Source organism: Streptomyces sp. NPDC101227 (genome assembly GCF_044767545.1).
Classification (GTDB): domain Bacteria; phylum Actinomycetota; class Actinomycetes; order Streptomycetales; family Streptomycetaceae; genus Streptomyces.
The window spans coordinates 405,378-432,216 of the sequence record NZ_JBIWOD010000003.1 but is presented as its reverse complement, the minus strand read 5'-3'; the positions used below and the strand labels follow the sequence as shown (position 1 = coordinate 432,216).

The 26,839-nt window shown below is 72.7% G+C and carries 23 protein-coding genes and 3 tRNA genes; 7 read left to right on the top strand and 19 right to left on the bottom strand.

The genetic code is table 11. From position 1 onward, the window contains the following. Positions 1 to 942 carry a hypothetical protein gene (locus ACIRPT_RS08745; protein ID WP_403824237.1) on the bottom strand — a complete coding sequence of 314 codons (942 nt, stop codon included), beginning with the start codon at positions 940 to 942 and terminating at the stop codon, positions 1 to 3. Positions 943 to 1,181: 239 nt separating this feature from the next. On the opposite strand from ACIRPT_RS08745, the gene ACIRPT_RS08740 reads away from it, so the two are divergent. After that, positions 1,182 to 5,564, top strand: coding sequence for an FtsK/SpoIIIE domain-containing protein (locus ACIRPT_RS08740; protein WP_403824640.1), 4,383 nt, complete (start codon positions 1,182 to 1,184; stop codon positions 5,562 to 5,564). Positions 5,565 to 5,659: 95 nt separating this feature from the next. Here ACIRPT_RS08740 and ACIRPT_RS08735 read toward each other — a convergent pair whose 3' ends face one another. The 7 genes from ACIRPT_RS08735 to ACIRPT_RS08705 all read right to left on the bottom strand — a co-directional run bounded on the left by ACIRPT_RS08735 (position 5,660) and on the right by ACIRPT_RS08705 (position 9,160). Continuing rightward, positions 5,660 to 6,910: a hypothetical protein gene (locus tag ACIRPT_RS08735; RefSeq protein ID WP_403824235.1), complete on the bottom strand. Its 1,251-nt coding sequence runs from the start codon at positions 6,908 to 6,910 to the stop codon at positions 5,660 to 5,662. A gap of 10 nt (positions 6,911 to 6,920) precedes the next feature. After that, entirely contained in the window at positions 6,921 to 7,619 is a 699-nt protein-coding gene (locus ACIRPT_RS08730) for a hypothetical protein (protein ID WP_403512100.1), read from the bottom strand. Between the two features lie 32 nt (positions 7,620 to 7,651). Beyond that, on the bottom strand, positions 7,652 to 7,948 hold the full coding sequence (locus tag ACIRPT_RS08725) for a hypothetical protein (protein ID WP_403512103.1): 297 nt from the start codon (positions 7,946 to 7,948) through the stop codon (positions 7,652 to 7,654). 69 nt (positions 7,949 to 8,017) lie between these two features. Beyond that, complete coding sequence (locus ACIRPT_RS08720) at positions 8,018 to 8,317, bottom strand: WXG100 family type VII secretion target (protein WP_403512105.1); 300 nt, start codon at positions 8,315 to 8,317, stop codon at positions 8,018 to 8,020. A 423-nt stretch (positions 8,318 to 8,740) separates the two neighbouring features. Beyond that, positions 8,741 to 8,817 (bottom strand) — tRNA-Ile (locus ACIRPT_RS08715). A 192-nt stretch (positions 8,818 to 9,009) separates the two neighbouring features. After that, positions 9,010 to 9,082 (bottom strand) — tRNA-Asn (locus ACIRPT_RS08710). A gap of 5 nt (positions 9,083 to 9,087) precedes the next feature. Beyond that, positions 9,088 to 9,160 (bottom strand) — tRNA-Asn (locus ACIRPT_RS08705). A 263-nt stretch (positions 9,161 to 9,423) separates the two neighbouring features. Between ACIRPT_RS08705 and ACIRPT_RS08700 the strand changes: the two genes are divergently transcribed. Next, positions 9,424 to 9,723 carry a YtxH domain-containing protein gene (locus tag ACIRPT_RS08700; protein ID WP_403824231.1) on the top strand — a complete coding sequence of 100 codons (300 nt, stop codon included), beginning with the start codon at positions 9,424 to 9,426 and terminating at the stop codon, positions 9,721 to 9,723. A gap of 104 nt (positions 9,724 to 9,827) precedes the next feature. Then, on the top strand, positions 9,828 to 11,309 hold the full coding sequence (locus ACIRPT_RS08695) for an FGGY family carbohydrate kinase (protein ID WP_403824228.1): 1,482 nt from the start codon (positions 9,828 to 9,830) through the stop codon (positions 11,307 to 11,309). 27 nt (positions 11,310 to 11,336) lie between these two features. On the opposite strand, the gene ACIRPT_RS08690 is transcribed toward ACIRPT_RS08695, so the two are convergent. From ACIRPT_RS08690 to ACIRPT_RS08660, 7 genes are all read right to left on the bottom strand, one after another. Beyond that, complete coding sequence (locus ACIRPT_RS08690) at positions 11,337 to 12,575, bottom strand: RNA polymerase sigma factor (RefSeq protein ID WP_403824225.1); 1,239 nt, start codon at positions 12,573 to 12,575, stop codon at positions 11,337 to 11,339. Positions 12,576 to 12,698: 123 nt separating this feature from the next. Continuing rightward, complete coding sequence (gene dnaG / locus ACIRPT_RS08685) at positions 12,699 to 14,600, bottom strand: DNA primase (protein WP_403824222.1); 1,902 nt, start codon at positions 14,598 to 14,600, stop codon at positions 12,699 to 12,701. Between the two features lie 95 nt (positions 14,601 to 14,695). Then, entirely contained in the window at positions 14,696 to 15,739 is a 1,044-nt protein-coding gene (locus ACIRPT_RS08680) for a pyridoxal-phosphate dependent enzyme (RefSeq protein ID WP_403824220.1), read from the bottom strand. Between the two features lie 9 nt (positions 15,740 to 15,748). Continuing rightward, positions 15,749 to 17,011: an NAD(P)/FAD-dependent oxidoreductase gene (locus tag ACIRPT_RS08675; protein WP_403824217.1), complete on the bottom strand. Its 1,263-nt coding sequence runs from the start codon at positions 17,009 to 17,011 to the stop codon at positions 15,749 to 15,751. 257 nt (positions 17,012 to 17,268) lie between these two features. Then, on the bottom strand, positions 17,269 to 18,585 hold the full coding sequence (locus ACIRPT_RS08670; protein ID WP_403824214.1) for a deoxyguanosinetriphosphate triphosphohydrolase: 1,317 nt from the start codon (positions 18,583 to 18,585) through the stop codon (positions 17,269 to 17,271). Beyond that, complete coding sequence (locus tag ACIRPT_RS08665; protein WP_403824211.1) at positions 18,582 to 19,643, bottom strand: sirohydrochlorin chelatase; 1,062 nt, start codon at positions 19,641 to 19,643, stop codon at positions 18,582 to 18,584. Before ACIRPT_RS08665 ends, ACIRPT_RS08670 begins: the two co-directional genes overlap by 4 nt. A gap of 134 nt (positions 19,644 to 19,777) precedes the next feature. Then, the gene (locus ACIRPT_RS08660; RefSeq protein ID WP_403824209.1) at positions 19,778 to 20,212 is read right to left on the bottom strand and encodes a winged helix-turn-helix transcriptional regulator; all 435 of its coding nucleotides are present in this window, start codon (positions 20,210 to 20,212) and stop codon (positions 19,778 to 19,780) included. A 126-nt stretch (positions 20,213 to 20,338) separates the two neighbouring features. Here ACIRPT_RS08660 and ACIRPT_RS08655 point away from each other — a divergent pair, with 126 nt between their 5' ends. Continuing rightward, positions 20,339 to 21,271 (top strand): NADP-dependent oxidoreductase, encoded by a 933-nt coding sequence (locus ACIRPT_RS08655; protein WP_403824206.1) that lies wholly within the window; start codon positions 20,339 to 20,341, stop codon positions 21,269 to 21,271. Positions 21,272 to 21,329: 58 nt separating this feature from the next. Here the strand turns inward: ACIRPT_RS08655 and ACIRPT_RS08650 are convergent, their stop codons facing one another. Beyond that, positions 21,330 to 22,367, bottom strand: coding sequence for an adenosine deaminase (locus ACIRPT_RS08650; protein WP_403824203.1), 1,038 nt, complete (start codon positions 22,365 to 22,367; stop codon positions 21,330 to 21,332). 60 nt (positions 22,368 to 22,427) lie between these two features. Beyond that, a complete protein-coding gene (locus ACIRPT_RS08645; protein WP_403824200.1) occupies positions 22,428 to 22,940 on the bottom strand; it encodes a gamma-glutamylcyclotransferase family protein in 513 nt (170 codons plus the stop codon). A gap of 188 nt (positions 22,941 to 23,128) precedes the next feature. Here ACIRPT_RS08645 and ACIRPT_RS08640 point away from each other — a divergent pair, with 188 nt between their 5' ends. Then, a complete protein-coding gene (locus ACIRPT_RS08640; RefSeq protein WP_403824197.1) occupies positions 23,129 to 23,842 on the top strand; it encodes a vancomycin high temperature exclusion protein in 714 nt (237 codons plus the stop codon). 44 nt (positions 23,843 to 23,886) lie between these two features. Here ACIRPT_RS08640 and ACIRPT_RS08635 read toward each other — a convergent pair whose 3' ends face one another. Together ACIRPT_RS08635 and cutA are read right to left on the bottom strand one after the other, a co-directional pair. Beyond that, complete coding sequence (locus ACIRPT_RS08635) at positions 23,887 to 24,900, bottom strand: trypsin-like serine peptidase (RefSeq protein ID WP_403824195.1); 1,014 nt, start codon at positions 24,898 to 24,900, stop codon at positions 23,887 to 23,889. After that, positions 24,900 to 25,271 carry a divalent-cation tolerance protein CutA gene (gene cutA / locus ACIRPT_RS08630; RefSeq protein WP_403824192.1) on the bottom strand — a complete coding sequence of 124 codons (372 nt, stop codon included), beginning with the start codon at positions 25,269 to 25,271 and terminating at the stop codon, positions 24,900 to 24,902. Before cutA ends, ACIRPT_RS08635 begins: the two co-directional genes overlap by 1 nt. 251 nt (positions 25,272 to 25,522) lie before the next feature. Between cutA and ACIRPT_RS08625 the strand changes: the two genes are divergently transcribed. Beyond that, a complete protein-coding gene (locus tag ACIRPT_RS08625) occupies positions 25,523 to 25,888 on the top strand; it encodes a cupin (protein WP_403512146.1) in 366 nt (121 codons plus the stop codon). Positions 25,889 to 26,001: 113 nt separating this feature from the next. Beyond that, the gene (locus ACIRPT_RS08620) at positions 26,002 to 26,832 is read left to right on the top strand and encodes a class I SAM-dependent methyltransferase (protein ID WP_403824189.1); all 831 of its coding nucleotides are present in this window, start codon (positions 26,002 to 26,004) and stop codon (positions 26,830 to 26,832) included. Positions 26,833 to 26,839 lie beyond the last annotated feature (7 nt).

Sequence of the window (26,839 nt, the reverse complement as noted above, 5' to 3'; positions counted from 1 at the left end):
TTATGCCAGACGTCCCGCGTGCCGGGTGATCTCCAGGCCGAGCGGCCCGGTGTCGAGCGATCCGCCCGCACCGGCACGCCAGCGCCACCCCGTGGGTGCCTCACCGAGCACCAGCAGCGCGTCCCCGCGCCGCAGACCGTCCAGTGCCCCCTCCCGTCGCGGGAGCTGTGAGGCGTCCACAACGAACAGATGCGGCGCCTCACCCTGGACGGCGATCCGGCTGCTGCCCTCGATCAGCCGGAAGATCTGGGTGACGTCGGCCGATCCGGGCTCCGGCGCTCCCGTGCCCGCCGACGCCGCCCTGGCGAACGCCTCGTCCAGGCTGGCCGCGTGGTGCAGCCGCGAGGTCCGCGCCTCGTCGCCGGAGAGGAGCCGGCCGTCGGTCAGGGATCCCACCAGGGTGACCTCGGCGAGCGCCCCCACCGGGCCGGCGAGCGCCTCGGTGACGACGGCCCGCACCAGGCTGCGCACCTCCTCGTCCGGACCCGTCACCGAGACGGGCCCGGCCGCCCGGGAGAGATCGACCAGCACCCGGTCGGGGCCGGCCAGTCCCACCGTCACCGTCAGCGCGTACGGCAGGGCCGGTTCGCCCTCCGGGCCGGGGCGGTGCAGCGCGTCGGGCGAGAGCGTCCAGCGCTCGCCGTCCGCCTCCGCGGTCCAGGGCGCCGGGGCGGCCTCCTCGGCCCCGGCCAGCAGCAGTCCTAGCCGCTCCTCGGAGTAGACGACGGCGTACAGGTCGGGCAACGACCGGCCGGAGCGCAGGCATTCGCCCGTCAGCCGGCGCAGGCCCGCGTTGACCACGTCCAGCGCCTCCCGGCCCATGACGGCGGCCGAGGCGGCGACGGGCTTCGGCGGGCGGGCCCGCCGCTCGGTGACGATCAGCGCGGCCACCGCCCCGATCAGCGCCAGCCCCAGCGCCGCGGCCAGGACGTACCAGATCATCTTCTGACTCCTTGTCGGGACGCCCCGGCGGCAGGCCGGGACGGTCGAAAGCGGGGCGGCACAGCCGCCGCGCCGTGCACCTGATGGCCACTACGGCGCCCGTCCCCGAATGGTTCACCGGTGCGCGGGGTGAACCATCCGCGGCGGGGAGCCGTACGCCCCAGCAGTGGCACGGGAGCCGCCGAGTGCGGCTGCCGAGGCCCCCATTCACGCCTGCTGGAGGACGTTTCGTGTCGTTGATGTTGACCGTGGTCGAGGGGGGCGGTGACGCATTCGACGTCCACCTCGACGCCGACCCCGACACGCCCGTGAGCGCTGTCGCGGAGGCGCTGGCCCGGGCGGGTGGGGTCCACCGGCCCCCGGAGGGCCTCGGCCTGTACGCCGGCGACCGGCTGCTGCCCGCCGATATGCGGCTGCGGGACGCGCCGCTCCACCATGCGGCCATCGTGGGCCTGGGCCGCCCGGCGGGCACCGCGTCGGCCGAACCGGACGGGCTGGTGGAGGTCCGTGCGGTCGGCGGGGCCGGCGCGGGCGCCGTGCACCGGCTCGACATGGGCGAGTACCGGATCGGGCTGGCCCACGACGGGACCGCCCAGGTACTGCGCGCCGTACCGGACCGTCCGTTCGCCGTCCTGGCCGTGGGTCCCCAAGGACGCTGCCGTATCGCGCCGGACGCCGCCGCGCCGGGCGCCGGCACCCTGCAACTGGACCGCGAGGACCTCGCCGAGGCGACCGCCTGGCCGGCCGGCGCACAGCTCCTCATCGGAGACTGCCTGCTCGAACTCGCCGTCCCGCAGAAGCCGGACGCGGCGGTGCAGCCGTCGGAGGACGGCACCGGCTGGGACTACAACCGGCCGCCGCGGCTGCGGCCCGCCGAGAACGCCACCCGCTTCACCCTGCCGTCTCCGCCCGCCCCGCCCGCCGCCCGGCCGCTTCCGTGGATCACCGCGCTGGCCCCGCTGGTGATGGCGGGGGCCGGGGCACTGATCTTCGGCCGCATGTCGATGCTGCTGTTCGGGCTGCTGTCCCCGGTCGCGATCGTCGGCAACTACTTCATGAGCCGGCGCACCGGGCGCCAGTCCCACTCCGGCAGTGTCGCCGCCTACGAGGAGAAGAAGGCGCGCATCGAGGGCGACGCGACGGCGGCCCTGGTCGCCGAACGCACCGCCCGGCGCCGCGGTTTCCCCGACCCGGCCGAGGTCGTCCTGACCGCCGTCGGCCCCCGGCGCCGCCTGTGGGAGCGCCGTACCTCCGACGCCGACTTCCTCGAACTGCGCATCGGAACGGCCGACATGCCCTCCGACGTGGTCCTCCAGGACCCGACGAAGGACGAGCACCGGCGCGAGGACCCGCGGACCGCGTACGACGTCCCGGTGACCGTTCCGCTGCGGGAGCACCACGTCCTGGGCATCGCCGGCGAGGGCCCGGCCGCGCGGGCCGTGGCGCGCTGGGCGGTCGCCCAGGCCGCCGTCCTGCACAGCCCCCGCGACCTCCAGATCCATCTGCTGACGACCGGCGAACAGGGCCGCGACGGCTGGTCCTGGCTGCGCTGGCTGCCGCATGTGCGCAAGAAGTCCGGCGACACCCCGGCCAGCATCGGCTACGGCACCGAGACCTGCGCCCGGCGGGTCGCCGAACTCACCGCGCTGATCGTGGAGCGCGCCGGACGGGAGGACCGGCGGAACCGGCCCGCCGGGCCCGACGTGCTCGTCGTCCTCGACGGAGCCCGCAGGCTGCGTTCGCTGCCCGGCGTGGCGCAGATCCTGCGGGACGGACCGGCCGTGGGCGTCCGCGCGGTCTGCCTGGACGCCGAGGAGCGGCTGCTGCCCGAGGAGTGCCACGCCGTCGTCGCCGAGGAGCCCGGCGGCACCGTACGGGTGGGACGGTCCGGGCGAGGCACAGTCGGGGGCATCCGGCCCGACGCGGTGTCCCTGGAGTGGTGCCGTTCACTGGCCCGCGCGATGGGCCCGCTGCGGGACCCGGGCGGGGCCGACGAGGAGGCCGCGGTGCTGCCCGGCTCCGCGCGGCTGCTCGACGTCCTCGCCCTCGACCCGCCGCAGGCCGCCGGCATCAAGGCGCGCTGGCAGGCCGGCGGCCGCTCCACCCGGGCGGCCGTCGGCATGTCCCTGGACGGCCCGTTCTCCCTGGACCTGCGGCGCGACGGCCCGCACGGGCTGGTCGCCGGCACCACCGGCTCCGGCAAGTCCGAACTCCTCCAGACGCTGGTCGCCTCGCTCGCGGTGGCGAACCGTCCGGACGCGATGACGTTCGTCCTGGTCGACTACAAGGGCGGCTCGGCGTTCAAGGACTGCGTGGACCTGCCGCACACCGTCGGCATGGTCACCGACCTCGACGCCCACCTCGTCGAGCGGGCCCTGGTGTCGCTGACGGCGGAACTCACGCGGCGCGAGCACATCCTCGCCGCGGCCGGCGCCAAGGACATCGAGGACTACATCGATCTGCTGGAGCGCAACCCGGCGGGCCGCGAGCCGATGCCCCGGCTGCTCATCGTCATCGACGAGTTCGCCTCGATGGTGCGCGACCTGCCGGACTTCGTGAAGGGTCTGGTCAACATCGCCCAGCGGGGCCGCAGCCTCGGCATCCACCTGATCCTGGCGACCCAGCGCCCCAGCGGCGTCGTCTCCTCGGAGATCCGCGCCAACACCAACCTGCGCATCGCGCTGCGGGTGACGGACGCCGGCGAGAGCCAGGACGTGCTCAACTCCCCGGAGGCCGCCGGGATCTCGCAGAGCACCCCCGGCCGCGCCTACGTGCGCCTGGGGCAGAACTCCCTCGTGCCGTTCCAGTCCGGACGGGTCGGCGGCCGCCGGCCCGGTGCCGCGGCGACCTCGCTGCCGGCACCCTGGGCGGTGCCGGTCGGCTGGGAACGGCTCGGCGAGCCGCTCCCGGCGCGGCCCCGCGCCGCGGCCGTACCCGCCGAGGTGGAGACCGACCTCACCGGGCTCGTCACGGCGATCCGCGAGGCGGACCGGGAGATGGGCATCCCCGCGCAGCACAGCCCCTGGCTCCCGCCGCTGCCCGAGGTCCTGGTGACCGGCGAACTGCCGGCGCCGCCGCCCTCGGACTACGACCTGCCGCCCGTCGCGTACGGCGTGGTGGACCTGCCCGCGCAGCAGGCCCGGCTGCCCCTGGTGATCGACCCGGCGACGCTCGGGCACCTGCACATCATCGGCTCGCCCCGGCAGGGCAGGTCGCAGACGCTGCGCACCATCGCCGGCACCCTGGCCTTCGCCCATGCGCCGGACCAGCTGCACATGTACGGCATCGACTGCGGCAACGGCGCGCTGCTGCCGATCGAGGGGCTGCCGCACTGCGGTGCCATCACCCAGCGCACCCAGCCCGACCGGGTGGCCCGGCTGCTCGCCCGGCTGAACGGAGAGCTGACCCGGCGCCAGGAGATGCTCGCCGCCCGTGGCAGCGCCGACCTGCCGGAACTGCGCCGCGCCCTGCCGGAGGCCGAACGGCCGCCGCACATCGTGCTGTTCATCGACCGGTGGGAGGTCTTCGACAAGCAGCTCGGCGAGTACGACTCCGGGAATCTGCTGAGCTCCGTACTGACCCTGCTCCGGGACGGCGCGAGCGTCGGCATCCACCTGGTGATGACCGGTGACCGGGCGCTGTTCTCCAGCCGGGTCAACGGCTCCACCGAGGACAAGCTCGTACTGAAGCTGAACGAGAAGTCCGAGTACGGGATGATCGGCATCACCCAGCGCAACGTGCCCGACGAGATCCCGCCGGGCCGCGCGTTCCGTGCCGCCGACAAGGCGGAGGTGCAGATCGCGCTCCTCACGGACAACCCGGAAGGCCAGGCGCAGGCCGCGGCGCTCCAGCAGATCGCCGAGTACTGCCGCCAGCGGGCGGCCCATCTGCCCGCCGCCACCCGGCCGTTCCGCGTCGACACCCTGCCGGACCGGCTCACCTGGGAGGAGGCCGCCCAGTACGTGCCGCAGCCGCTGCCGTCCGCGCGCTGGGCGCTGTCCGGTGTCGGCGGCGACGAACTCAGCGCGTTCGGGCCGGACTTCTCCGTCACGCCGACCTTCCTCGTCGCGGGCCCGGCCCGCTCGGGACGCAGCACCGCCCTGGCGACGCTGGCACTGTCGCTGCTGTCGGCCGGGACGCCCGTCGTCATCGGCGCGCCCGCCAGGTCGCCGCTGCGCGACCTCGCCGGACGTCCCGGCGTCCTCGCGGTGTTCACCGAGTCCGACATCGAGCCCACGGCGCTGGAGGAGGCGCTGGCGTCCGCGCCGCAGGGGGCCGTGGTGATCCTGGACGACGCCGACCTGCTGCTGAAGTCGAAGGCCGAGTCCGTCCTCACGCCGATCGCCAAGTCCGGCGCCGAGAACGGCCGGGGCCTGGTGATCGCCGGGCAGACCGACCGGCTCTCCTCCGGCTTCTCCGGCTGGCACACCGAGGCCCGCCGCAACCGGTGCGGTCTGCTGCTGAAGCCGCAGAACATGAGTGACGGCGAGCTGATCGGCGTCAAGGTGCCCCGCAGCCGCCTGGGCGCGACCCGCCCGGGGCGGGCGATCCTGCACCTGGGTGACGGCGTGCTGCGCACCGTGCAGGTCCCGGAGACGGTGATCTTGCCGGCCGGGAACTGAGGTCCCACGGGTCCCGCGAGGTCCCACGGCAGAGGGCTCCCGCCCCGGCGACGGCCGGGGCGGGAGCCCTCATCCATTGCGGGACGCGGCCCGGATCAGCTCGTTCCCTCCACGTAGCCGGGGTCGCGAACGGTCGTCCCCTTCGTCCCGTCGGGGACGGCCCCGTTGATCGCCCAGCCGAGCCCGGCCACTCCGATGAGGTTCGAGCTCTGGTCGATCCACCCCGCCGACTTCGTCCAGATGTTGTCGAGGCCCGGCAGCTGCTTGAGCACGTCCGGAATCTTCATCTTCCCGTTGGGGATCTTCGACAGGACGTTTCCGACGAAGCCCGCCGGATCCTTGAACCCGGTGAACCCCTTGACGGCGGGACCTATGGTCTTGATGTTGATCTTGATCGTCTTGAGGTCGTTCCCGACGGTCTTGAGGGTGTTCGCGATACCGCCCAGATTGGCGATCTTGATCAGACCGACGCCGCCGAGCACCAGCCCCAGACCGCTGAGGACCATGTCGAGGACGTCCCACTCGCCTGACTGAATACTGTCGACGATATTCGCGATGAACGGGATGGCGGCCGTGACCAGACTGGCGATCGTCAGGATGAGCCCGAGGCCCTGCAAGCCGGGGATGAGCATGGCGATGATGCCCAGGGCCGCGCTGATGAAGCCGAACACCTTCTTGAAGACGTCCCTGATCTTCTCCCACAGGTTCTTGCCCGGGACCGCCTCGCTCGACGCGTCGTCCAGGGCGCGGGCCGCCGTCGAGGCGTCCGTCTCTCGCAGCTCCTGCGCGTCCTCGGCGAGCATGCGGGCGGCGTCGAGGTCCCGCTGGGCGCTGTCCACGTCCCCCTGCGCAGCGGACTGGTCGTGCCGGGCGTTCTCCATGGCCTGCCGCGCACTGCGCCGGGCCGCCTCGTCGTCCGGCGGGGGCGGGTCCGCCGCGTCCAGGCCGCTGATCACGGACCCCGCCGCGGCGGCGGCATCGGTGGCCCGCTGCAGCCGCTCCTTGGCGTCCCGTCCGTCGACCAGGGCGTTGTCGGCCTTGCGCTGATGGTCCCCCAGCTGGTCGGCGTACGTGTCCAGGGCGCGGGCCGCCTTGTCGTACGAACTGTGCAGCTTCTCCACCTGATGGGCCAGGTCCCCGAGCTTGTCCCGGAGTTTGTCCATGGCCTTGCCCTCGCCGAGCTGGCTGTTCTTCAGGCCGCTGACGACGGGGAGCGCCTGCTCCGCGTCGTCAGCGACGGACCGGTACTGGCCCGCGAGCTTCGCGAGCATCTCCGCATCACCCGGCGTCGGGTCGTCCGAGAACCCGAAGACCGTCTCCCAGTCGGACACCGCTGGCCGCGCCATCGCCGCGCCCTCACTTTCCGTTTTCGTCCGTGCCCTGCGGGCTCTGTGCGGCCGGCACGGTCGTGCCCTTGCTCTTGACTTCCACGAAGCGCAGCGTCCCCGCGATGGCGTCGAACACCTCGAAGAACTGGTCCCTGAGCTCCACATTGGGCGTGGAGCTGGAGACCAGCAGGTATTCCCGGCGGTTCGGTATCGGGAACAGGGTGTGCATCAGCGCCGTGCGCACCGGCGTGCCCTTGTGGTCGATGTCCTCGATCGAGGTGATCCGCCCGACCGGTCCGACTTCCGGAAGCTCCAGCAGCTCCACCTCGCGCGGCGGGTACCCGCTGCTCTGCGGACCCCCGGCCTGCATGCCCGCCCCGAACAGCACCTCGGCCAGATCCGCCGACTGGTCCTCCGGCACGGGCATCCGCAGCACGACGGAGGTGGCGCTGAGCATCGTGTCCCCGCCGGGGAACCTGGCCATCCCGGACGCCTGGAGCGCCCCCCTGGCGTAGGCCTCGCGCGCGATCCGGCGGGTGTCGCGGATCAGGCCGTCGAGCCGCTCGCGGGAGAGCTGCGGAACTCCCTTCGCCTGGTGCTCGATACGGCGGCGGATGTTCGCGTCCCGGGTGCTCGGGTCGAGGTCCAGGTACCACCAGGAGCCGGGGTAGCGCAGCTTGTAGTGCGCGGGTGCCCCCGGAGTCCGGTCCGTGACCGGCTGCGTCATGACGCGTGTCCCTTTCTTCCGGCAGGCTCTCGTCAGGTCTTCTTGGAGTCGTCAAGCGTCTTGACGGTGTCGTCGTCCGTCTGGGTGAAGGCGTCGGAGATCTTCTTCGTGTTCTCGGAGAAGACCTTCACGTTTTCCTGCACCTTCTCGTGGCCCTTCCCCCACACGTAGTCGAAGTAGGCGAGGGATTCGGCGAGCGTCGTATCGCCTACGTCGCCCTTCGATCCGACGTCGCTGAGCCGCGCGGTGTTGTTGATCCGCTCCCCGATGTCCTCGAGTGACTTGACCGTCTCGTTCAGGTCCTCGAGGGGGACGCTGATGCGGGTCATCGGTTCCTCCTCTCCGGCCGCCGCCGCCCGGTCCCGCCGCAGAAGGGCGGGACCGGACACGAGGGCACGTCAGCCGATGGAGCCGGCCGTCTGGTCGTCGGTGTCGACGAACGCGTCGGCGACCTGCTTGATGAACTCGCTGACGCCCTGCAGACCCTCGATCGCCTTCTCGGTGCCGTTCTTGTACTCCTCCCAGAACGGACGGAACTTGCTCTCGGAGCCCGGGGTGGCGTAGGCCGCCTCGACCATCTCGTCCATCTTGGTGTTGGCCTCGTGGAGGCTCTGCTGCATCAGTTCCTTCTGGTTCTGCAGCCAGGTCGACGCCTCCCGCATCTCGTCCGGGCTGATCTTGATGTTGCCGCCGGCCATCTCGTTTCCTTCCCTCGTTACGTATCGCCGCGGTCGCTGAGCCGCGCACACCGGGCTGTACGGGGCACCCGTCGAGGTGGTTCATGCCTGTTGCCGAACGGTGACGAAAGAAGACGAGAGAAGACGAAAGAAGGGGCCGACGTCCTGATCAGGCCTGCGACCAGGCCCCTTGGCCGGTAACCGCGGTTCGCGGGACAGGGAGTGACGTCCCCTCACCGAGGGGCAGCGGCGCGATACGGGGGCGGAGTGCGGACAGACGCATCCGAGCGGGCCTCGTAGCCCATACGAGCCGCGAATTCGGTCGTGTGTCCACTGCGCGTCCACTGGATCTTGATCCAGACAAAGGAACGGGGCCGCCGCTCTGGAGCGGCGACCCCGTTCACTGCGTATCCGAAGGTAAAACGCTTCGTCGCAGCTGTGCTGTGGTGGGGCGGGTGGGACTCGAACCCACGGCCGACGGATTATGAGTCCGCTGCTCTAACCGGCTGAGCTACCGCCCCTCCACGGCGCGCCGCGCACAAATGTGCGCGCCGTCTGCCGCAGCATAGCCGCTCATACGATCTGCTGCCCGTGTGGGCTGCCATCGGGCTGCCGTCGTGCGGTCATGCACGCCCAAGAGGACTTCGATCACGGGTGGTTCGGTTCCATGGGAACAAGAAAAAGGACCCCTTGCGGGGTCCTTTTTCTTCCTGCTCCCCCGACTGGACTCGAACCAGTAACCCTCCGGTTAACAGCCGAATGCTCTGCCAATTGAGCTACAGGGGATTGAGCTCCCCCGACTGGACTCGAACCAGTAACCTGCCGGTTAACAGCCGGCTGCTCTGCCAATTGAGCTACAGGGGATTGCTCTGTGTGCCTCGAATGCACTCCCGTCCGGCCTTCCGGACGGCGCGCGCTCGCTGCGACACATACATTAGCGCAAGCAGGGGGGTGCTCCGCCAATCGGTATCCCCGCCGACGGCTCCGGATGATCTCCGGCCCCGGCGGGTAGGCGGGCGGCACGGCCCGGCGGTCCGGTGCGTAGGGGTACCGGACGCCATCGAGCGGTATCGGAGCGCGGCGGCTTCGGCGACGGCGCGCGGACCGACGAGAGGGAAGGTGGAGCGATGCGCTACCGGCTCACGTTCATCGCGGGACTGGCCATCGGATATGTGTTCGGCACGCGGGCCGGCCGGGAGCGGTACGAGCAGCTGCGCAAGGGCGCCCAGCGGATCGCGCAGAACCCCGCCGTACGCAATACCGCCGAATCCGCGGCGCTCGGCGGGCGCCAGGCCGCGTCGCGGGCCTTCGGGACGGTTTCGGCCAAGGTGAGCGACCGGTTGCCGGCGTCCGTCACCGACCGGGTGCGCTCGCTGCGGGAGCAGCGCTCGAACAACGAGGACGACTGGGGCACCAGCAACACCTGACCCCGCGGCGATCTTCCCGGCCTCCGGCCGCGGCCGGCACGGCCTCCGGCGCCCCACGGCGCTCTCCTTAGTCGTTTTTCCGTCCCATGGGGCAAAATCGGGGCATGGGGATAGTCGCCGGATTGGACAGCTCGTCCGCAAGCACACGCATCGTGGTCTGCGATGCGGATACGGGTGCCGTCATCAGGCAGGGGTACGCGCCGCACCCTGTCGAGAAGGGCCCCGAGACCGATCCGCAGGCGTGGCTGATGTCGCTGGGCGAGGCCGCGGGCCACGGGCTGCTGGAGGGCGTGCAGGCGATCGGTGTCGCGGCGCAGCAGCACGGGCTGGTGCCGCTGGACGCGGAGGGCAATCTCGTACGGCCCGCGCTGGTGGGCAACGACAAACGGGCGCAGAGCGCGGCCGCGGACCTGGTGGATGCGCTGGGCGGGCGGAGCGCGTGGGCGCATGCCGTGGGGTCGGTGCCGCAGGCGGCCCATCCGGTGAGCAAGCTGCGCTGGCTGGCGCGTAACGAGCCGGAGAACGCGGCGCGGATCGTCGAGGTCATGCAGCCGCACGACTGGCTCGCGTGGCAGCTGCTGGGGCGGCCGGCGCGGCATACGACGGACCGGGGCGGGGCTTCGGCGACGGGATTCTGGTCGGCGGCGACCGGGTCGTACCGGCCGGATCTGATCGAGCTGGCGCTGGGCCATCAGGTGCGGCTGCCGGAGGTGCTGGGACCGTCCGGGACGGCCGGGTTCACGCCCGAGGGGCTGCTGATCTCGGCCGGTACGGGCGAGACGATGGCGGCGGCGTTCGGGCTGGGGGTCGGCGAGGGCGATGCGGTGGTGTCGCTGGGTGCGTCGGGGTCCGTCTTCGGGATTCATCACGAGGCGCTGGCGGATTCGACGGGCACGATCACGTCGTTCGCGGACGCCACCGGGCGGCATCTGCCCGTGGTGCACACGACCAATGCGGTGCGGGTCCTGCGGGGCGCCGCGGAGATGCTCGGGACGGATCTGGAGGGGCTGTCCGATCTGGCGCTGAAGTCGTCGCCGGGTGCGTACGGCATGGTGATGCTGCCGTATCTGGAGGGTGAGCGGACGCCGCATCTGCCGCATACGGCCGGGTCGTTGCACGGGATGCGGCGGGAGAGCATGCGACCGGAGCATCTGGCGCGGGCGGCCGTGGAGGGCATGCTCTGCGGGCTCGCGGATGCGCTGGATGTACTGCGGGGGCGGGGGATGGCGGTGCGCCGGGTGTTCATGCTGGGCGCGGCGGCGGAGCTGGGTGCGGTGCAGGCGGCGGCGCCCGGGCTGTTCGGGGTGCAGGTCGTGGTGCCGCAGCCGGCCGAGTATGCGGCGCTGGGCGCGGCCCGGCAGGCGGCCTGGGCGTGGGGCGTGGCCCATGGCACGCTCGGCCCGGCGGCCGGTGCGGAGCACGCGCCGGGCGGCGGCTCCCCGTGGGTGGACCCGCCCCAGTGGCCGGCGGCCGCCAGCCAGGTGTTCGAGCCGGGTGAGGGGCTGGCGGTCGGGCAGGCGGTGCGGCAGCAGTTCGTGGCGGTGCGTGACGAGGCCCACCCGGGGGCGTTCCGGCAGGAGGCGTGAGCCGTAGGGGCACCGGGCGGGCCGTGGTCAGTCGAGGTAGCCCCGCAGCTGGTCGGCGAAGGCGTGGTCGCGGAGTTTGTTGAGGGTCTTGGATTCGATCTGCCGTATCCGTTCGCGGGTGACGCCGAAGATGCGGCCGATCTCCTCCAGGGTGCGGGGGCGGCCGTCGGCGAGGCCGTAGCGGAGCTGGACGACCTTGCGTTCGCGTTCGCCGAGGGTGGACAGGACGGCGTCGAGGTGTTCGCGCAGCAGGAGGAAGGCCGCGGATTCGACGGGTGAGGCGGCGTCGCCGTCCTCGATGAGGTCGCCGAGGGCGACGTCGTCCTCCTCGCCGACGGGGGCGTGCAGGGAGACCGGCTCCTGGGCCAGGCGCAGCACCTCGCTGACGCGTTCCTCGGTGAGGTCGAGGTGGGCGGCGACCTCTTCGGGGGTGGGTTCGTAGCCGCGTTCCTGGAGCATCCGGCGCTGGACGCGGATGACGCGGTTGATCAGTTCGACGACGTGGACGGGGACGCGGATGGTGCGGGCCTGGTCGGCGAGGGCGCGGGACATCGCCTGGCGGATCCACCACGTGGCGTAGGTGGAGAACTTGTAGCCGCGGGCGTAGTCGAATTTCTCGACGGCGCGGATCAGTCCGAGGTTTCCCTCCTGGACGAGATCGAGCATGGTCAGGCCGCGGCCGACGTAGCGTTTGGCGACGGAGACGACGAGGCGGAGGTTGGCCTCGATCAGACGGCGTTTGGCGATCCGGCCCAGGACCACCAACCGGTCCAGGTCGTAAGCGAGTTGGGAGTCCAGGTCGGGGGTGCCGGTGAGCTTCTCCTCGGCGAAGAGGCCGGCCTCGACGCGGCGGGCGAGTTCGACCTCCTCGGCGGCGCTGAGCAGCGGGATCCGGCCGATCTCGCGGAGGTACTGGCGGAAGAGGTCGGAGGAGGGGCTACCCGTGTCGGGGCGGGGCGAGGGCTCCGGCGGCTCGGGAGACACCGGAGGCTCCGGAGCGGTCTCCTCGGTGAGCTCCTCGGCGGCGGGTGCCCCGGGCTGCTGCGGCACGGTGAGCGGCTCCGTGGCCGCCTCCGCGGTGGCCGGCGCGTCGGCGAGGGTCTGGGTCTGCACGGGGGCGACCTCCAGGGTGATCGCTGCGAAGGCGGCAGAAAGACCGGGTACGGATGCGGCCGAGCCGCCGTCCGCCCCGTACGTCAAGTGCGGTTCCGCGGGGGATTCCGGATCAGGGCAACCGGACCCGCCGCGCTCCGAAGACTGAGGCACCGCTCCTCAGTGTGGAGTACGACACACTCCCGCCACGAGGGGCGTGCGTCCACTTTTTGAGTCCGGTCCGTGACCGGACGGCTACCGGGGGGTGTTGCGGGGGGCCTGAGGGGCGGCGCAGGCCTAGAGGGCTCCGTAGCCGCGTTCGCGGAGGGACTGGCCGTACTGCTGGAGGACCCAGAGTTCGTTCTGTACGGCGGCGAGGTGTTCGGGGTCGGCGTGGGAGCCGAGGCGCTGGAGGGTGCCGCGGATTTCCGTGACGCGCTGGTTGACGGCGGCGAGGCGGACGGCGACCAACTGGACGCCGGCGTAGGCCTCGTCGGGGTCGCGGCGGGTGTGGAGCGGTTCGACGGCGAGCTCTCTGACCATGGCGCGGACGGTGTCGTCCGGGGCGGCGTCGATGACGCGGGGGAGGTATTCGTTGTCGGCCGCGGTGGCGCCGCCGGCGTCCTCGATGCACTGCCGGACCGTGGCGTAGGGCGGGGCGGTGAACTCGTCGAGCCCGTAGGCGTCGAAGGCCGGGGAGACCAGGTCGGGGCGCTGGAGGGCGAGCTTGAGGAGTTCGCGTTCGACGCGGTGGGCGGGGCTGCGGAGGTTGAGGGCCGGGCCGCGGGGGGCGGCCGGCTGCGGCGGGGCCTCGGCGGCCGGCGCGCGGCGGGGCGTACGGGAGGGGGTCTGGCCGTCGCGGCCGCGTTCGCGGGCCCAGCGGGCCAGCTGGCCGACCCTGCGGACGACGAACTGGGTGTCCAGGATGCCGAGCATGCCGGCCAGCTGGACGGCGGATTCGTGCTGGATGGAGCTGTTCTTGATGTTGGCGACGATGGGGGCGGCTTCGTCGAGGGCGGCGGCGCGGCCGACGGTGGTGTCGAGGTTGTGGCGCGAGACGACGTGGCGGAGGGCGAATTCGAAGAGGGGGGTGCGGGACTCGACGAGGTCGGCGACGGCCGCGTCGCCCTTGGCGAGGCGCAGATCGCAGGGGTCCATGCCGCCGGGGGTGATGGCGATGGAGGTCTCGGCGGCGAACTTCTGGTCGTCCTCGAAGGCGCGCAGGGCGGCCTTCTGGCCTGCGGCGTCGCCGTCGAAAGTGAAGACGACCTCGGAGCCGGCGTTGTCCATCAGGAGGCGGCGAAGGATCTTGATGTGGCCCTCGCCGAAGGACGTACCGCAGGTGGCGATGGCCGTGGTGATGCCGGCGAGATGGCAGGCCATGACGTCCGTGTAGCCCTCGACCACGACCGCGCGGTTGGTCTTGGCGATCTCCTTCTTGGCGAGGTCGATGCCGTAGAGGACCTGGGACTTGCGGTAGAGGGGGGTCTCGGGGGTGTTGAGGTACTTGGGGCCGTTGTCGTCGTCGCGGAGCTTGCGGGCGCCGAAGCCGACGACCTCGCCGGCGATGTCGCGGATGGGCCACATCAGGCGGCCGCGGAAGCGGTCGATGGGGCCGCGGCGGCCGTCCTGGGAGAGGCCGGAGAGGATCAGCTCCTGGTCGCTGAAGCCGCGGCCGCGCAGGAAGCGGGTGAGGTGGTCCCAGCCGGCGGGGCTGTAGCCGACGCCGAAGTGCTGGGCGGCGGCCTGGTCGAAGCCGCGCTCGGCGAGGAATTTACGGCCGATCTCGGCTTCTGGACCGTCGAGCTGATCGACGTAGAACTGGGCGGCGGCTTTGTGGGCCTCCACCAGGCGGGTGCGTTCGCCCTGCTGGCGGCCGGGGGTGTAGCCGCCCTCTTCGTAACGCAGGGTGATGCCGGCCTGGGAGGCGAGGCGCTCGATCGTTTCGGCGAAGGAGAGGTGGTCGATCTTCATGATGAAGTCGACGGTGTCGCCGCCCTCCTGGCAGCCGAAGCAGTGGTAGAGCCCCTTGGCGGGACTGACGTGGAAGGAGGGGGACTTCTCGTCGTGGAACGGGCACAGGCCCTTGAGGTTGCCGCCGCCGGCGTTACGGAGCTGGAGATACTCGGATACGACGGCGTCGATCGGGACCGCGTCCCGTACCGCCTTCACATCGTCATCGTTGATCCTGCCTGCCACGCGTGAATTCTACGGTGGGGGTCGGACATTCCCCGCCGCGCGGCCGTCCCGGCAGGGACGCATCGGCCCGACAGCGGCCCGAGATCGGCCCGGAATCAGCCCGACAGCAGCTCGATGAAGCGGTCCAGGCCGATGTTGCCGCCCGAGATGATCACGCCGATACGGGGCGGGCGGGGCGGCCGCCCAGGCCGTCCGGGCACCGGCGGAAGCTCGACGCGCCGGGCGAGGAGGGCGGCGAGCGCGCTGGCGCCGCTCGGCTCCGTGACGATCTTGAGCCGCTCGAAGGCCAGCTTCATGGCGGCGCGGATGTCGTCGTCGGTGACGAGCACGATGCGGTCGAGGAGCCGCCGGTTGATGGCGAAGGTCAGCTCGCCGGGCGACTCGACGGCCTGGCCGTCGGCGATGGTGCGCGGGACCGGGATGGTGACGGGGTGGCCGGCCTCCAGGGAGCGCAGGGTGTCGTCGCCCGCCTCCGGCTCGACGCCGATCATGCGGATACCGGGAACGAGGGCCGTGGCGGCGGTGGCCGAGCCCGCCATCAGGCCGCCCCCGCCGACCGGTGCCAGCAGCGCGTCCAGCGGGCCGGTCTCCTCGATCAGCTCGAGTGCGGCGGTGCCCTGTCCGGCGATGACGTGCGGATGGTCGTACGGCGGGATCAGGGCCAGGCCGCGCTCGTCGGCCAGCCGGCGGCTGAGGGCGGCGCGGTCGCCGGTGTAGCGGTCGTAGGTGACGATCTCGGCGCCGTATCCGGCGGTGGCGTCCCGTTTGGAGCGCGGTGCGTCCTCGGGCATCACGATGACGGCGTGGCTGCCCAGCTCGCGGGCGGCCAGCGCGACCGCCTGGGCGTGGTTGCCGGAGGAGTGGGCGACGACGCCGCGGGCCAGCTGCTCCGGGGAGAGCTGGGAGAGGGCGTTGTAGGCGCCGCGGAATTTGAACGCGCCGATCCGCTGGAAGTTCTCGCACTTGAGGTGGACCTCGGCGCCGACCAGCGCGTCCAGGGTCCGCGAGCGCAGGACGGGCGTGCGGTGGGCGATGCCCGCCAGCCGGCCGGCGGCGTCCCGGACGTCATCGAGGGTGACGGCCGGGACGGCTGCGCCGGGACCGGTGCCGGTGGTACCGGGGGGCGTACGCGCGGTCATACGGGCACGCTACGGGAGCAGCGAGTCCAGCGGAACCTCCGGATCGGCCAGCGCGTCGGCGTCCAACGGCGCTCCGGCGCGGATCAGTTGCTGGATGGTGTCGCTGACGTCCCAGACGTTGACGTTCATGCCGGCCAGGAGGCGGCCCCCGGCGAGCCAGAAGGCGATGAACTCCCGCTTGCCGACGTCGCCCCGGCACACCACCTGATCGTAGGAGCCGGGCGGTGCGTAGCCGGAGTACTCCATGCCGAGGTCGTACTGGTCGGAGAAGAAGTACGGGATGCGGTCGTAGCTGACGTCCTGGCCGAGCATGGCGCGGGCGGCGGCGGGGCCGCCGTTGAGGGCGTTGGCCCAGTGTTCGACGCGGATCCGGCCGGCGAGGAGGGGGTGGTGGGCGGCCGCGACGTCGCCGGCGGCGTAGATGTGCGGGTCGGAGGTGCGCAGTGCGGCGTCCACCGCGATGCCGCCGCCGTCCTCGCGGTCGACGAGGGCGAGGCCGGCCTGTTCGGCGAGGGCGGTGCGCGGGGCGGCGCCGATGGCGGCGAGCACGTCGTGGGCGGGGTGTTCCTCGCCGTCGTCGGTGCGTACGGCGAGCACCATGCCGTCCTGGCCGATGATCTCGGTGAAGCGGGCGCCGAAGTGGAAGCGAACGCCGTGTTCGCGGTGCAGGTCGGTGAACACGGCGCCGATTTCGGGGCCGAGGACGCCGTGCAGCGGCGTCGGCGCGGACTCGACGACGGTCACCTCGGCGCCGTAGGTGCGGGCGGCGGCGGCGACCTCCAGGCCGATCCAGCCGGCACCGGCGATGACCAGGTGGCCGTTGTCGCGGCCGAGCGAGGCCAGCACGCCGCGCAGGAGTTCGGCGTGGGCGAGGCGGCGCAGATGGTGCACGCCGGCGAGGCCCGTGCCGGGGATGTGCAGGCGGCGGGGCTCGGCGCCGGTGGCGAGCAGCAGCTTGTCGTAGACGATCAGGGTGCCGTCGCCGAGGCGTACGGTTTTGGCCGCGGCGTCCAGATGGACGGCGGGCTGGCCGAGGTGCAGCTCGATGTGCGCCTGGGCGTACCAGGCGGGTTCGTGGACGAAGACGCTGTCGCGCTCCTCCTTGCCGAGCAGATACCCCTTGGAGAGCGGGGGGCGTTCGTAGGGGTGGTCGCGCTCGTCACAGATGAGGATCACCCGGCCGGTGAAGCCCTCCGAGCGGAGCGTCTCGGCTGCCTTCGCCCCGGCCAGGCCACCCCCGACGATGACGAACGTCTGGTGTGCGTCGACCACTTGCTTCCTCCTCGTTGCGGTGCCGTACGGCCGCGTCCGCGTCCGTGAACGCCCCGGTGCTGCCCCCGATTACCTGCCCCCGTTTCCTCCCTGTCCCCCGCTTCCTTGCGTGCGCTTTTGTGTCTGCGCTTCCTTGCCCGTGTGGGATGACTCGGGCGCGGTCGGGGTTCCCCGTTCGAGACAGTCGTGTTCGAGCGTCCCGCACGGAGCGTGATGGGGGAAGGGGGTCTTCCTCCCCAGGATCACCCTGGGTTGCCCTAAGCGTTACCAGGGCGTCGTGTGAGGCGGGCGTGAAGAGACCGTGCCGAGGCGTCGGTGAGGGCCGCGATCTGGTCGACGACGGCCCGCATCCGGGCGGTGTCGTCCCCGGCGACGTCGAACAGCGAACGGAACTGCGGATCAAGGCCGTCGGGGGCGCGGGCGAGCAGCGCCTCGCCCAGTTCGGCGATGACGATGCGCTGGTCGGCCCTGAGGGCTTCCTGGTCGGGGCGCTGCATGACGTACCGGTCGGCGACGGCTTTCAAAACGGCGCATTCCAGCCGTGTTTCGTCCGGAACCACCAGCTGCGCTCCGTAACGGGTGAGCCGTCCGGTGCCCCAGGCGGCCCGGGTGGCGCCCTCGGCGGCCAGGCAGAAGCGGCCGATGAGCTGGCTGGTGGCGTCCTTGAGGCGGGCCTGGGCGAGCGCCGTGCCGTCGTAGCCGTGCGGCCACCACTCCTGCTCCAGGAGGCGGTCCAGGGCGGCGGCAAGTTCCTCGGCGCCGGCACCGGGCGCGTAGCGCGCTCCGGCGACCGCGAAGATCTCGGCGCGTTCGGCGTCGGCGAGCAGGAGGTTGGGGTCGAGATGGCCGGCGTGCAGGCCGTCCTCGACGTCGTGCACCGAGTACGCCACATCGTCGGACCAGTCCATGACCTGCGCCTCGAAGCTGCGCGCCGCGGCGGGCGCGCCCTGCCGGAACCAGTCGAAGACCGGCAGGTCGTCCGCGTAGACGCCGAACTTCCTGGAGGCGGGGTCGGTGGGGTGCGCGCCGCGCGGCCAGGGGTATTTGGTGGCGGCGTCCAGGGCGGCGCGGGTGAGGTTGAGGCCGACGCTGACGGTCGTGCCGTCCGGGGCGGGCACGAACCGCTTGGGCTCCAGGCGGGCCAGCAGGCGCAGCGACTGGGCGTTTCCCTCGAAGCCGCCGCACGGCGCGGCCACTTGGTCGAGGGCCTGCTCGCCGTTGTGCCCGAAGGGCGGGTGGCCGAGATCGTGCGCCAGGCAGGCGGCCTCGACCAGGTCCGGGTCGCAGCCGAGGGCGGCGCCCAGTTCGCGGCCCACCTGGGCGCATTCCAGGGAGTGGGTCAGCCGGGTGCGGGGGCTGGCGTCCCAGGCGTGGGTGAGGGTGCCGGGGGTGACGACCTGGGTCTTGCCGGCCAGGCGGCGCAGCGCGGCGGAGTGCAGGACGCGGGCCCGGTCGCGCTGGAAGGCCGTGCGCCCGGGGCGTTTGTCGGGCTCGGCGACCCAGCGTTCGGCGTCCGCCTCGGTGTAGCCCAGGGTGTTGGGGGCCTGGCCGGTTGTCGATGGTGTGCCCGTCATACAGCGACGGTAGCCGCCCTGGTGCCGTCGGGATCGGATCCGGCACGCGCCAGGGTCGCGCGGTGGCACGCCTGGTCTCGCTGCTCCGGCGACGGACAGCAATTGGCAGCGGCTCCTGCCCCGGTCCACCACGGTGTACGGTGCCGCGCCTGGTCGTAGCGGTGGAGTACGAGACGGGCCAGGGCGGGGTGGTCGCCGAGGGGCGCGGCGGCGATGCCGGGGGCGTGGGCGGCGCACTGGGTGGCGAAGCGGCCGGGGGCGGTGAAGCAGGCGGCGACGGCTATCCGGTCGTGGCCGCGGGCGGTGAGCAGACGGACGGCCTCGGGGACGGTGGGGGCCGCCGCGCTGGCGTAGGCGGGGAGTACGGGTATGCCGCCCAGCCGGGCCGAGAGGAGCCGGCCGATGCGGGCGGTGTCCGCCGCGGAGCGCGCCGCCCGGGAGCCGGCCGAGGCCAGGACGACGGCGGTGCGGTGGCGGGTGGGCGCCTGGGGGAAGCCGGCCTCCAGGAGGCGGCCGTGCAGCGCCTCCGCCAGGAGGGGGTGCGGGCCCAGCGGCGCGGCGACCCGGCCGTCGAGGTGGGGCGCGGCCTCCAGGGCGGCGGGCAGGTCATGGGTGACGTGGTGGCCGTGGCCGAACAGCAGCGGTACGAGGACGGCCGCGCCGCGCAGTTCCTCGAGGGTGTCGGCGAGCAGCGGCCGGTTCAGCTCGATATGGCCGAGCCTTACGCGCAGCCCGGGGCGCAGCGCGCGGACCCGGTCGAGCAGGGCGTGGATGGTGGGGAGGGCGCGCGGGTCGCGGCTGCCGTGGGCGACGGCGACCAGGGTGGGGGCGGTGTCGCCCGCGGCGGGCCCGGGGCGTGGTGAGCGCCGGAAGCCGTGCAGCCGGACCCGGCTGAGCTGGGTGCTCAGCTGGGCGGTGATCTCGGTGGCGAGGCCGGCCGGTCCCAGGGGCAGGGCGTCGTGGTCCCCGCCGGCCTCGGGGGCGGTGGCGTCGTCGCACGGTGCGCGGCCGATCGGGGCGGCCGGCGGGGCGGGAGGGTGCGATATCGGCTCCGTCATGGCCGGAGCGTGACAGCCGGTCGTTGCGGTTCCGTTTCCCCGCGGCGACATCCGTGTGCCGTTCCGCCGACCGGGACGGGGATCTCGCGGCCCGGTCGGCCCGGAGGGCGGGCCCGGCGTCGCGGGGCCGGGGTTCACGGTGTGAGCGGGCCGGGCGACGGGCGCTCGTCGAACTCCGTACGGGCGGCCAGGATGTCCCGGGCGTGCACCACCGACCACTCGGCGAGCGCCGCCGTCAGCCGGCCCGCCTGCACCCCCAGCTCGGTGAGCCCGTACTCCACGCTGGGCGGCACGGTCGGATAGACCGTGCGACGCACCAGGCCGTCGCGCTCGAGGGCGCGCAGGGTCTGGGTGAGCATCTTCTGCGTGATGCCCTCCAGCAGGCGGCGCAGTTCGCTGAAGCGCAGCGGGCGGTCGCTGCCACGGAGGGCGGCGAGTACGTACAACGACCATTTGTTGGCGAGGACTTCGACAACGGTGCGGGACGGGCAGTCGCGGCGGTAGATGACGGTCCGGCCGGCCCGGTCGGTGCCGGTGTGCGGGGCGGGGCTCCCAAGAGCGGTATCCATGAGGTACCTAGGTACCAACAAGGTGCCATCTTCACAAGAGGTACCGCCACTGACCAGGATGGTCCGCATACCAAGCCACGCTCTTACCTCCGGGGGTTCGTCATGTCCGCTCGCCTGTCCGCTCGTATGTCCGCCATCAGCCAGCGCCGGTTCGGCGGGCCCGAGGTCCTGGAACTCGTCGAGACCGGGCGGCCGGTGCCGGGTCCCGGCCAGGTCCTGGTCCGGGTGCTCGGCGCCGGCGTCAACCCGGCCGACTGGAAGCTGCGTTCCGGGACGGTCCGCAAGGCCGGGGAACCGCCGTTCACGCTGGGCCTGGACCTGTGCGGCGAGGTCGTGGAGACCGGGGCGGGGGCCGGTCGCTTCCGGGTGGGCGAGGTGGTGTTCGGCTGCGCCTCGGTGCCGGGCGGCGCGTACGCCGACTACGTCGCCGTGTCCGAGGCGGCGCTGGCCGGCGTCCCGGAAGGCCTCGATCCGGTCCATGCGGCGGCGCTGCCGGTCGCGGGCCTCACGGCCTGGCAGCCGCTGGTGAAGGTCGCCGGGGTCCGCGCCGGGCAGCGGGTGCTGGTGCATGCGGCGGCGGGCGGCATCGGGCACCTCGCCGTGCAGATCGCGAAGGCGCACGGGGCGTATGTGCTGGGCACGGCCCGTGCCGAGAAGCACGGTTTCCTGCGGGAACTGGGGGCGGATGAGGTCATCGACTACACGGCGGTCGACTTCACCGAGGCCGCGCGCGCGGTGGACGTGGTGATCGATCCGATCGGTGACGACTACGGCCCTCGGTCCCTGGAGACGCTGGCACCGGGCGGGCTGCTGATCGACGTAAGGGGAACCGGCCCGGACCGGACCGCCGTACGGGAGGCGGCGCGGGCGCGTGGGCTGCGGTACGTGGAATTCGGGTTCACGCCGTCGGGGGCCGACCTCGAGCGGCTCGGCGAGCTGGTGACGTCGGGGGCCGTACGGGTGGTGGTGGACCGGGTACTGCCCCTGACGGCGGCGGCGGAGGCGCATGCGGCGAGCGAGGGCGGGCGGGTGCGGGGAAAGATCGTGCTGGTCCCCTGACCGGCCGCGCCCCCGCACCCGCCCGTCCCCCTAGTACGCCTCGACTAGTACGCCTCGACTAGTACGCCTCGACCTCCTTCAGATAGGCCGCCCGCGTCGCCTCGTCCAGGAACGACGCCTGGAAGGAGTTGCGGGCGAGGGTGCGCAGCGTCGCGTCGTCGAGGCCGAGGGCGTCGCGTACCGCGGTGAAGTTGTCGTGTGCGTAGCCGCCGAAGTAGGCCGGGTCGTCGGAGTTGACGGTGACCAGGAGGCCGGCGTCCAGCATCGCGGGGAGCGGGTGGTCGGCGAGGTCGTCGATGACGCGGAGCCGGACGTTGGAGAGGGGGCAGACGGTGAGCGGGATCCGGTCCGCCACGAGGCGTGCCACCAGGCGCTCGTCCTCCAGGGAGCGCACGCCGTGGTCGATGCGGTCCACGCCGAGGACGTCCAGGGCCTCCCAGACGTAGGCGGGCGGCCCCTCCTCCCCCGCGTGCGCCACGCACTTGAGCCCGGCCTCCCGCGCCAGCGCGTAGACCTCCTTGAACTTCGACGGCGGGTGCCCGACCTCGGCCGAGTCCAGGCCGACGGCCGTGATCCGGTCGAGGTAGGGGCGGGCCGCCTCAAACGTCGCCAGGGCCGATTCGGCGCTCTCGTCGCGCAGGAAGCACATGATGAGCCGGGTGGTGATGCCGTACGTCTCCTGGGCGGCGTCCAGTGCCCGGGACAGCCCGCGGATGACGGTGCCGATCGGGACGCCGCGGGCGGTGTGCGCCTGCGGGTCGAAGAAGATCTCGGCGTGCCGTACGCCCTGCTCCTTGGCGCGCGCGAGGTAGGCGTGGGTGAGGTCCGCGAAGTCGTCCTCGGTGCGCAGTACGGCCATCAGCGCGTAGTAGAGGTTGAGGAAGGACTGCAGGTCGCTGAAGGAGTAGGCGCGGCGCAGCTCGTCCTGGGTGGCGTACGGGAGCGTGACGCCGTTGCGTTCGGCGAGGGCGAAGGCGAGCTCGGGCTCCAGGGTGCCTTCGATGTGGAGGTGCAGTTCCGCCTTGGGGAGCGGGGGTTTGGCGGCGGATGCGGCAGATGCGGCGGAAGGGGACGAGGGGGGCGGGGAGGAAGGCACGCGGGTCACACCTGTTCTGCGGTACGGGAGGGGTCCTCGCTGCGGGAGGGATTGTCCAGGTTATCGGCCGGCCGGGTCCGGGACGGAGCCCTGCTCCGGGGCCGCGTCGCTGCCCGGCCCGACCGGCCGGCGCGCCCGCTCGGCCGCCGCGGCGCTCAGCCAGCAGCCGCCCCCGATGAGGGTCCCGGTCGCGCGCAGCCGGGCGGCGAGAGGTTCGGCCGCCAGGTAGACCCAGGCCCGTACGGTGCCGCCATCGGGGCGGACGGCTTCGGTGATCACCCGCTCGTAGACGTTCTCCGGGTCGCCGGGGGCATAGCCCTCCAGTCGGTCCAGGACCGCGCGCACCTCGTCGTAGTCGGCGTCGCGGGGCCGGATGAGGGTGCCGTGGACGACCGCGTCCGGGGGCCCGGCTATCGCGTACGGATACCCGGGGCCGTCGTAGAGCAGTGCGCCGGCGATCCGGGCGGGCTCCTCGGCGGTGGTGCGGCCGCGCAGCGTCCAGGCGTGGTTGGCCTCACCGGGGCGCAGCGTTCCGTAGACGAAGAACGGCAGCCGCTCGGGCTCGGTGGTCATGGGCGGTCGGTCCTTTCCAGGGGTGCCGGGTGCCGTCTGAGCTGTGATGTCGTCCCCCTAGTGCAACCCCGCCGGGCCACTGGTGCAACCATCACCGGCCGCCGGGCGTCGCAGCTTGCGACGACGATCAGCAGACGATCACCAGTGGGAACACGGGAACCGGTCACGGCCGGGAACGGGGGCGGGAGATGCGAGGGCAGGGGCCGGGCCGGGGGCTCGCGCGGCGCATGGGCGAGGGCGCGCGCCGGATACGGCTGCCGCGGACCCGGCGCGGGTGGCGCCGCACCTATCAGGCCGTCGTGGCGCTGACGGTGCTGGCGCTGGCGCCCGCGACGTGGATGAACGCCACGGCCGGCCCCCGCATCCGTACGGTCGCCGAGGCACCCGCCGCGCCGGTTGCCGTGGTCTTCGGGGCGGGTCTGTGGAACGGCGAGCCGTCGCCCTACCTCGCCCACCGCCTGGACGCGGCGGCCGACCTCTACGCCCGCGGTACGGTCCGCGCCATCCTGGTAACCGGCGACAACAGCACCCACGACTACGACGAGCCGGACGCGATGCGCGGCTATCTGCTGCGGCACGGCGTCCCGTCCCGGAAGATCGTCAGCGATTACGCGGGCTTCGACACCTGGGACTCGTGCAGCCGCGCGCACCGGATCTTCGGCGTGAACCGGGCGGTGCTGGTCAGCCAGGGCTTTCACATCCGGCGGGCGCTGGCCCTGTGCGAGGCGGCCGGGATCGACGCGTACGGCGTCGGGGTCGCCGCCAAGCACGATGTGACCTGGGCCTATGGCGGCGTACGGGAGATCTTCGCGGCGGGGAAGGCGGCGGCGGACGCGGCGCTGCGGCCCGATCCGCACTTCCTGGGACCGCACGAGAAGGGTGTGGCGGAGGCGCTCCGCTAGGGCGTGTCCCATCGGACAGGTCCTGGCGCCTCCGCCGGCCCTTGTCAGCTCTCCTGGATGGCGCGGGCGTACAGGTCGAAGATGGCGGCGTCGAAATAGGGGCTGTAGGAGGTGCGGTCGCTGTGCGGGCCGGTCGGGCCGCCGCCGTTGAGGCCGCCGATCAGGCCGATGATCTGGCCCGTCCGGGTGCGCTCGTCGAAGTGCGTCAGCCAGGGGCTGCCCGAGGTGCCGCCGTAGAACCCGCCGCATTCCATGCGCAGTTGACGGGTGCCGGTCAGCCGGGTGGTGCGGGTGTCGCAGCGTACGGCGCGGTCCTGCGGGTCGTTGCGGACGCTGGGATAGCCGATGACGGTGACCTTGTTGGTGTAACCGGGGGTGGCGGCAAGGGTGTTGCCGCCGGTGACCGATTCGACGGTACGGCCCCGGGCATCCGGGGCGACGGTCGCGAACGCGAAGTCGAGGTCCGCGCCGTCCCCGGTGGTGCCGCGGTCGGCGTAGTCGAAGGTCTCGCCGATCGCCCAGATCCCGTACGGCTGGGTGGTCGCGCCGGACCGGTACTGCGGGACGAAGGCGGCGCGCGTGCCCGGGTTGCAGTGGCCCGCGGTGAGGATCAGATTGCCTTGCGGGCTGTGCACCACGCTGGCGGTGCAGTGGTGCGTCTTCGCGTCGGAGTCGACGGTGAACAGCACGCCGACGGAGGGGACGCCGCCGAAGTGGCGTGCGGTGGGCGCGAGTTGGGGCTTGGCCGGGGGCCGTGCGGCGGCCCCGGCGGGCGGTACGGGCGTGGTCCGGGGCCGGGCTCTGCCGGGCGCGTGCGCTATGGCGGCGGCCATCCGTTCGGGCGTCCAGTAGGCGGCGGCGTCCTTGCTTGTCCAGGAGGGGCGGGCGGGCGCGTCGTGGCCGCCGTCGGCCGGGGGGTCGAGCACTCCGTCCACCACTCCGTCGACCGGGCCGTCGGCCGTGCCGGCGGCCATGGCCACGCCGCCGACCGGTGCCGCCGCCAGGCCCAGCGTGACGCCGAGCGCCACCGCCGCCGTCCTCCCCCATCGCTGCCGCATCAGTTCGTCTCCTTCGCAACCCAGGCCAGGTAGCCGGCGCCGCCCCGAGCGATGGGGGTGGCGATGATCTCGGGCGTCTCGTAGTCGTGCGCGTCGAGGAGATAGGCCTCCAGCGCCTCGTACCGCGCGGCCGCCGTCTTGAACAGCACCTGCCATTCCTGGCCGGTCTCGACGGCGTTCTCCCACCGGTAGACCGAGGTCACCGGCGCACCGATCTGCGCACAGGCCGCGAGCCGGCCCTCGATCGCGCCGCGCGCCAGCCGCTCGGCCTTGCGCGCGCTGTCGATGGTCGTCATGACGGTCAGGAAACGGGCCGACGGCCCGCCCGGATCGGTCAGTTCGGCGGGCTGCAACGGCTCGGGGTCGGCCACGGGTGCGCATCCTTCGCGGTGGGGAACAGAAGCGGATCTCGGTCGACGGCGTACGGGTGATCGCCCGCAATCGTACGGACCGTGATCACCGCTGGGGCCATGACGGGCCGCCCTCTGGCGGGCATGCACCCGTACGCCCCTGTTTGCTCCGATCGCCCCGCCCATAGCGGAACGCCCCGGTTGCGGCAACCGGTGCAGCGGGAAGGATGGAAGGGGAGCGTGTCACCGGCTCACACGGAAAGGCCCGCGCCATGAACGACCTGAATGCCCTCACCCGTGACCAGCTCGACGACGCCAGGGCCTCCGCACACGGCCGCAGCGCCCATCTCTTCCTGCATGACGGCCCGCTGCGGCAGACCGTGATCGCGCTGATCGCGGGCGCCTCGCTGGACGAGCACAATGCGCCGCCGGCGGCGAGTCTGCAGGTGCTGAAGGGGCAGGTCCGGCTGGTCGGGCCGCACGGGAGCCAGGAGCTGAGAGCGGGTCAGGTCATCGCGATCCCGCACGAGCGGCACGGACTGCGGGCCCTCGAGGACTCGGTGGTGATGCTGACGGCCGTGACGGAGGTGGCGCCACGGGCGCGCGGCGCGGCGATGGCGGTGGCCGCACGGGGGTGAGGGGCGCACGCCCGGACCCGGCTCCGGCTCCGGGCCCCCACGGCCGCGCCCGCCCCCGCCTTACGAGATTCTCACTCTTCACGATTTTCTGAATGTTGTGTAGCATCGGCAACATGAACCCGAAGCCGGACACAAAGGTGCAGCTGACCGAGGAGAAGGAAACCCTCCTCGCCACTCTCTACGGCCGCGCGGTCGACAGCCGCGCGAAGAAGCCGATACTCGGCGACACCACGGCCGCCGACACCGTGCGGCGGCTCGACTACGACTTCGGCAAGCTGCGCATGGGCCCCGGCGACGCGGCCGGAGTGGCGCTGCGGGCCCGGCAGTTGGACGTATGGACCGCGCGCTTCCTCGCCGCGCACGACGAGGCCACGGTCGTCCACCTGGGCTGCGGGCTCGACACCCGCGTGCACCGCCTCGCCCCCGGGCCCGGCGTGCGGTGGTACGACGTCGACTACCCCGAAGTCATGGAGCTGCGCGCCACGTTGTACCCGGAGTACGCGGAGCGCGCGGGCTACGCCACCATCGCCTCGTCCGTCACCGACCCCGCGTGGCCGGCGGCCCTGCCCGCCGACCGCCCGACGATGATCGTCGCCGAGGGCCTGCTGATGTATCTGACCGAGGAGGACGGCACGGCCCTGCTGCGGCGGCTGATGGCACACGTACCGGGCGGGGAGCTGGCCTTCGACGCCTTCAGCAGGTTCGCCATCCGCACGCAGTGGCTCAACCGTGTGGTGGTCGACGCCGGCGCGACCCTGCACTGGGGCACGGACGCGGCGGGCGTGGCGGCGCTCAGCCCGGAGCTGGAGATCGTCGAGAACATCAGTGCCCTGGAGATACCCGGGACCGAGAAGCTGCCGACGGGCTACCGGACGGCGGCGCGGCTGACGGCGCTCCTGCCGGGCGTGCGGGACATGGCCCGGATGTACCGCTGCCGCTTCTGAGCGGGCG

Excerpts from the sequence above, each read along its gene's own strand:
- ACIRPT_RS08720 (WP_403512105.1), bottom strand. The coding sequence starts at position 8,317 with ATGGCCGGCGGCAACATCAAGATCAGCCCGGACGAGATGCGGGAGGCG.
- ACIRPT_RS08730 (WP_403512100.1), bottom strand. The coding sequence starts at position 7,619 with ATGACGCAGCCGGTCACGGACCGGACTCCGGGGGCACCCGCGCACTAC.
- ACIRPT_RS08740 (WP_403824640.1), top strand. The coding sequence starts at position 1,182 with ATGTTGACCGTGGTCGAGGGGGGCGGTGACGCATTCGACGTCCACCTC.
- ACIRPT_RS08620 (WP_403824189.1), top strand. The coding sequence starts at position 26,002 with ATGAACCCGAAGCCGGACACAAAGGTGCAGCTGACCGAGGAGAAGGAA.
- ACIRPT_RS08695 (WP_403824228.1), top strand. The coding sequence starts at position 9,828 with ATGGGGATAGTCGCCGGATTGGACAGCTCGTCCGCAAGCACACGCATC.
- ACIRPT_RS08625 (WP_403512146.1), top strand. The coding sequence starts at position 25,523 with ATGAACGACCTGAATGCCCTCACCCGTGACCAGCTCGACGACGCCAGG.
- ACIRPT_RS08640 (WP_403824197.1), top strand. The coding sequence starts at position 23,129 with ATGCGAGGGCAGGGGCCGGGCCGGGGGCTCGCGCGGCGCATGGGCGAG.
- ACIRPT_RS08680 (WP_403824220.1), bottom strand. The coding sequence starts at position 15,739 with ATGACCGCGCGTACGCCCCCCGGTACCACCGGCACCGGTCCCGGCGCA.
- ACIRPT_RS08660 (WP_403824209.1), bottom strand. The coding sequence starts at position 20,212 with ATGGATACCGCTCTTGGGAGCCCCGCCCCGCACACCGGCACCGACCGG.
- ACIRPT_RS08670 (WP_403824214.1), bottom strand. The coding sequence starts at position 18,585 with ATGACGGGCACACCATCGACAACCGGCCAGGCCCCCAACACCCTGGGC.
- ACIRPT_RS08665 (WP_403824211.1), bottom strand. The coding sequence starts at position 19,643 with ATGACGGAGCCGATATCGCACCCTCCCGCCCCGCCGGCCGCCCCGATC.
- ACIRPT_RS08745 (WP_403824237.1), bottom strand. The coding sequence starts at position 942 with ATGATCTGGTACGTCCTGGCCGCGGCGCTGGGGCTGGCGCTGATCGGG.
- ACIRPT_RS08725 (WP_403512103.1), bottom strand. The coding sequence starts at position 7,948 with ATGACCCGCATCAGCGTCCCCCTCGAGGACCTGAACGAGACGGTCAAG.
- ACIRPT_RS08645 (WP_403824200.1), bottom strand. The coding sequence starts at position 22,940 with ATGACCACCGAGCCCGAGCGGCTGCCGTTCTTCGTCTACGGAACGCTG.
- ACIRPT_RS08635 (WP_403824195.1), bottom strand. The coding sequence starts at position 24,900 with ATGCGGCAGCGATGGGGGAGGACGGCGGCGGTGGCGCTCGGCGTCACG.
- ACIRPT_RS08655 (WP_403824206.1), top strand. The coding sequence starts at position 20,339 with ATGTCCGCCATCAGCCAGCGCCGGTTCGGCGGGCCCGAGGTCCTGGAA.
- ACIRPT_RS08700 (WP_403824231.1), top strand. The coding sequence starts at position 9,424 with ATGCGCTACCGGCTCACGTTCATCGCGGGACTGGCCATCGGATATGTG.
- ACIRPT_RS08735 (WP_403824235.1), bottom strand. The coding sequence starts at position 6,910 with ATGGCGCGGCCAGCGGTGTCCGACTGGGAGACGGTCTTCGGGTTCTCG.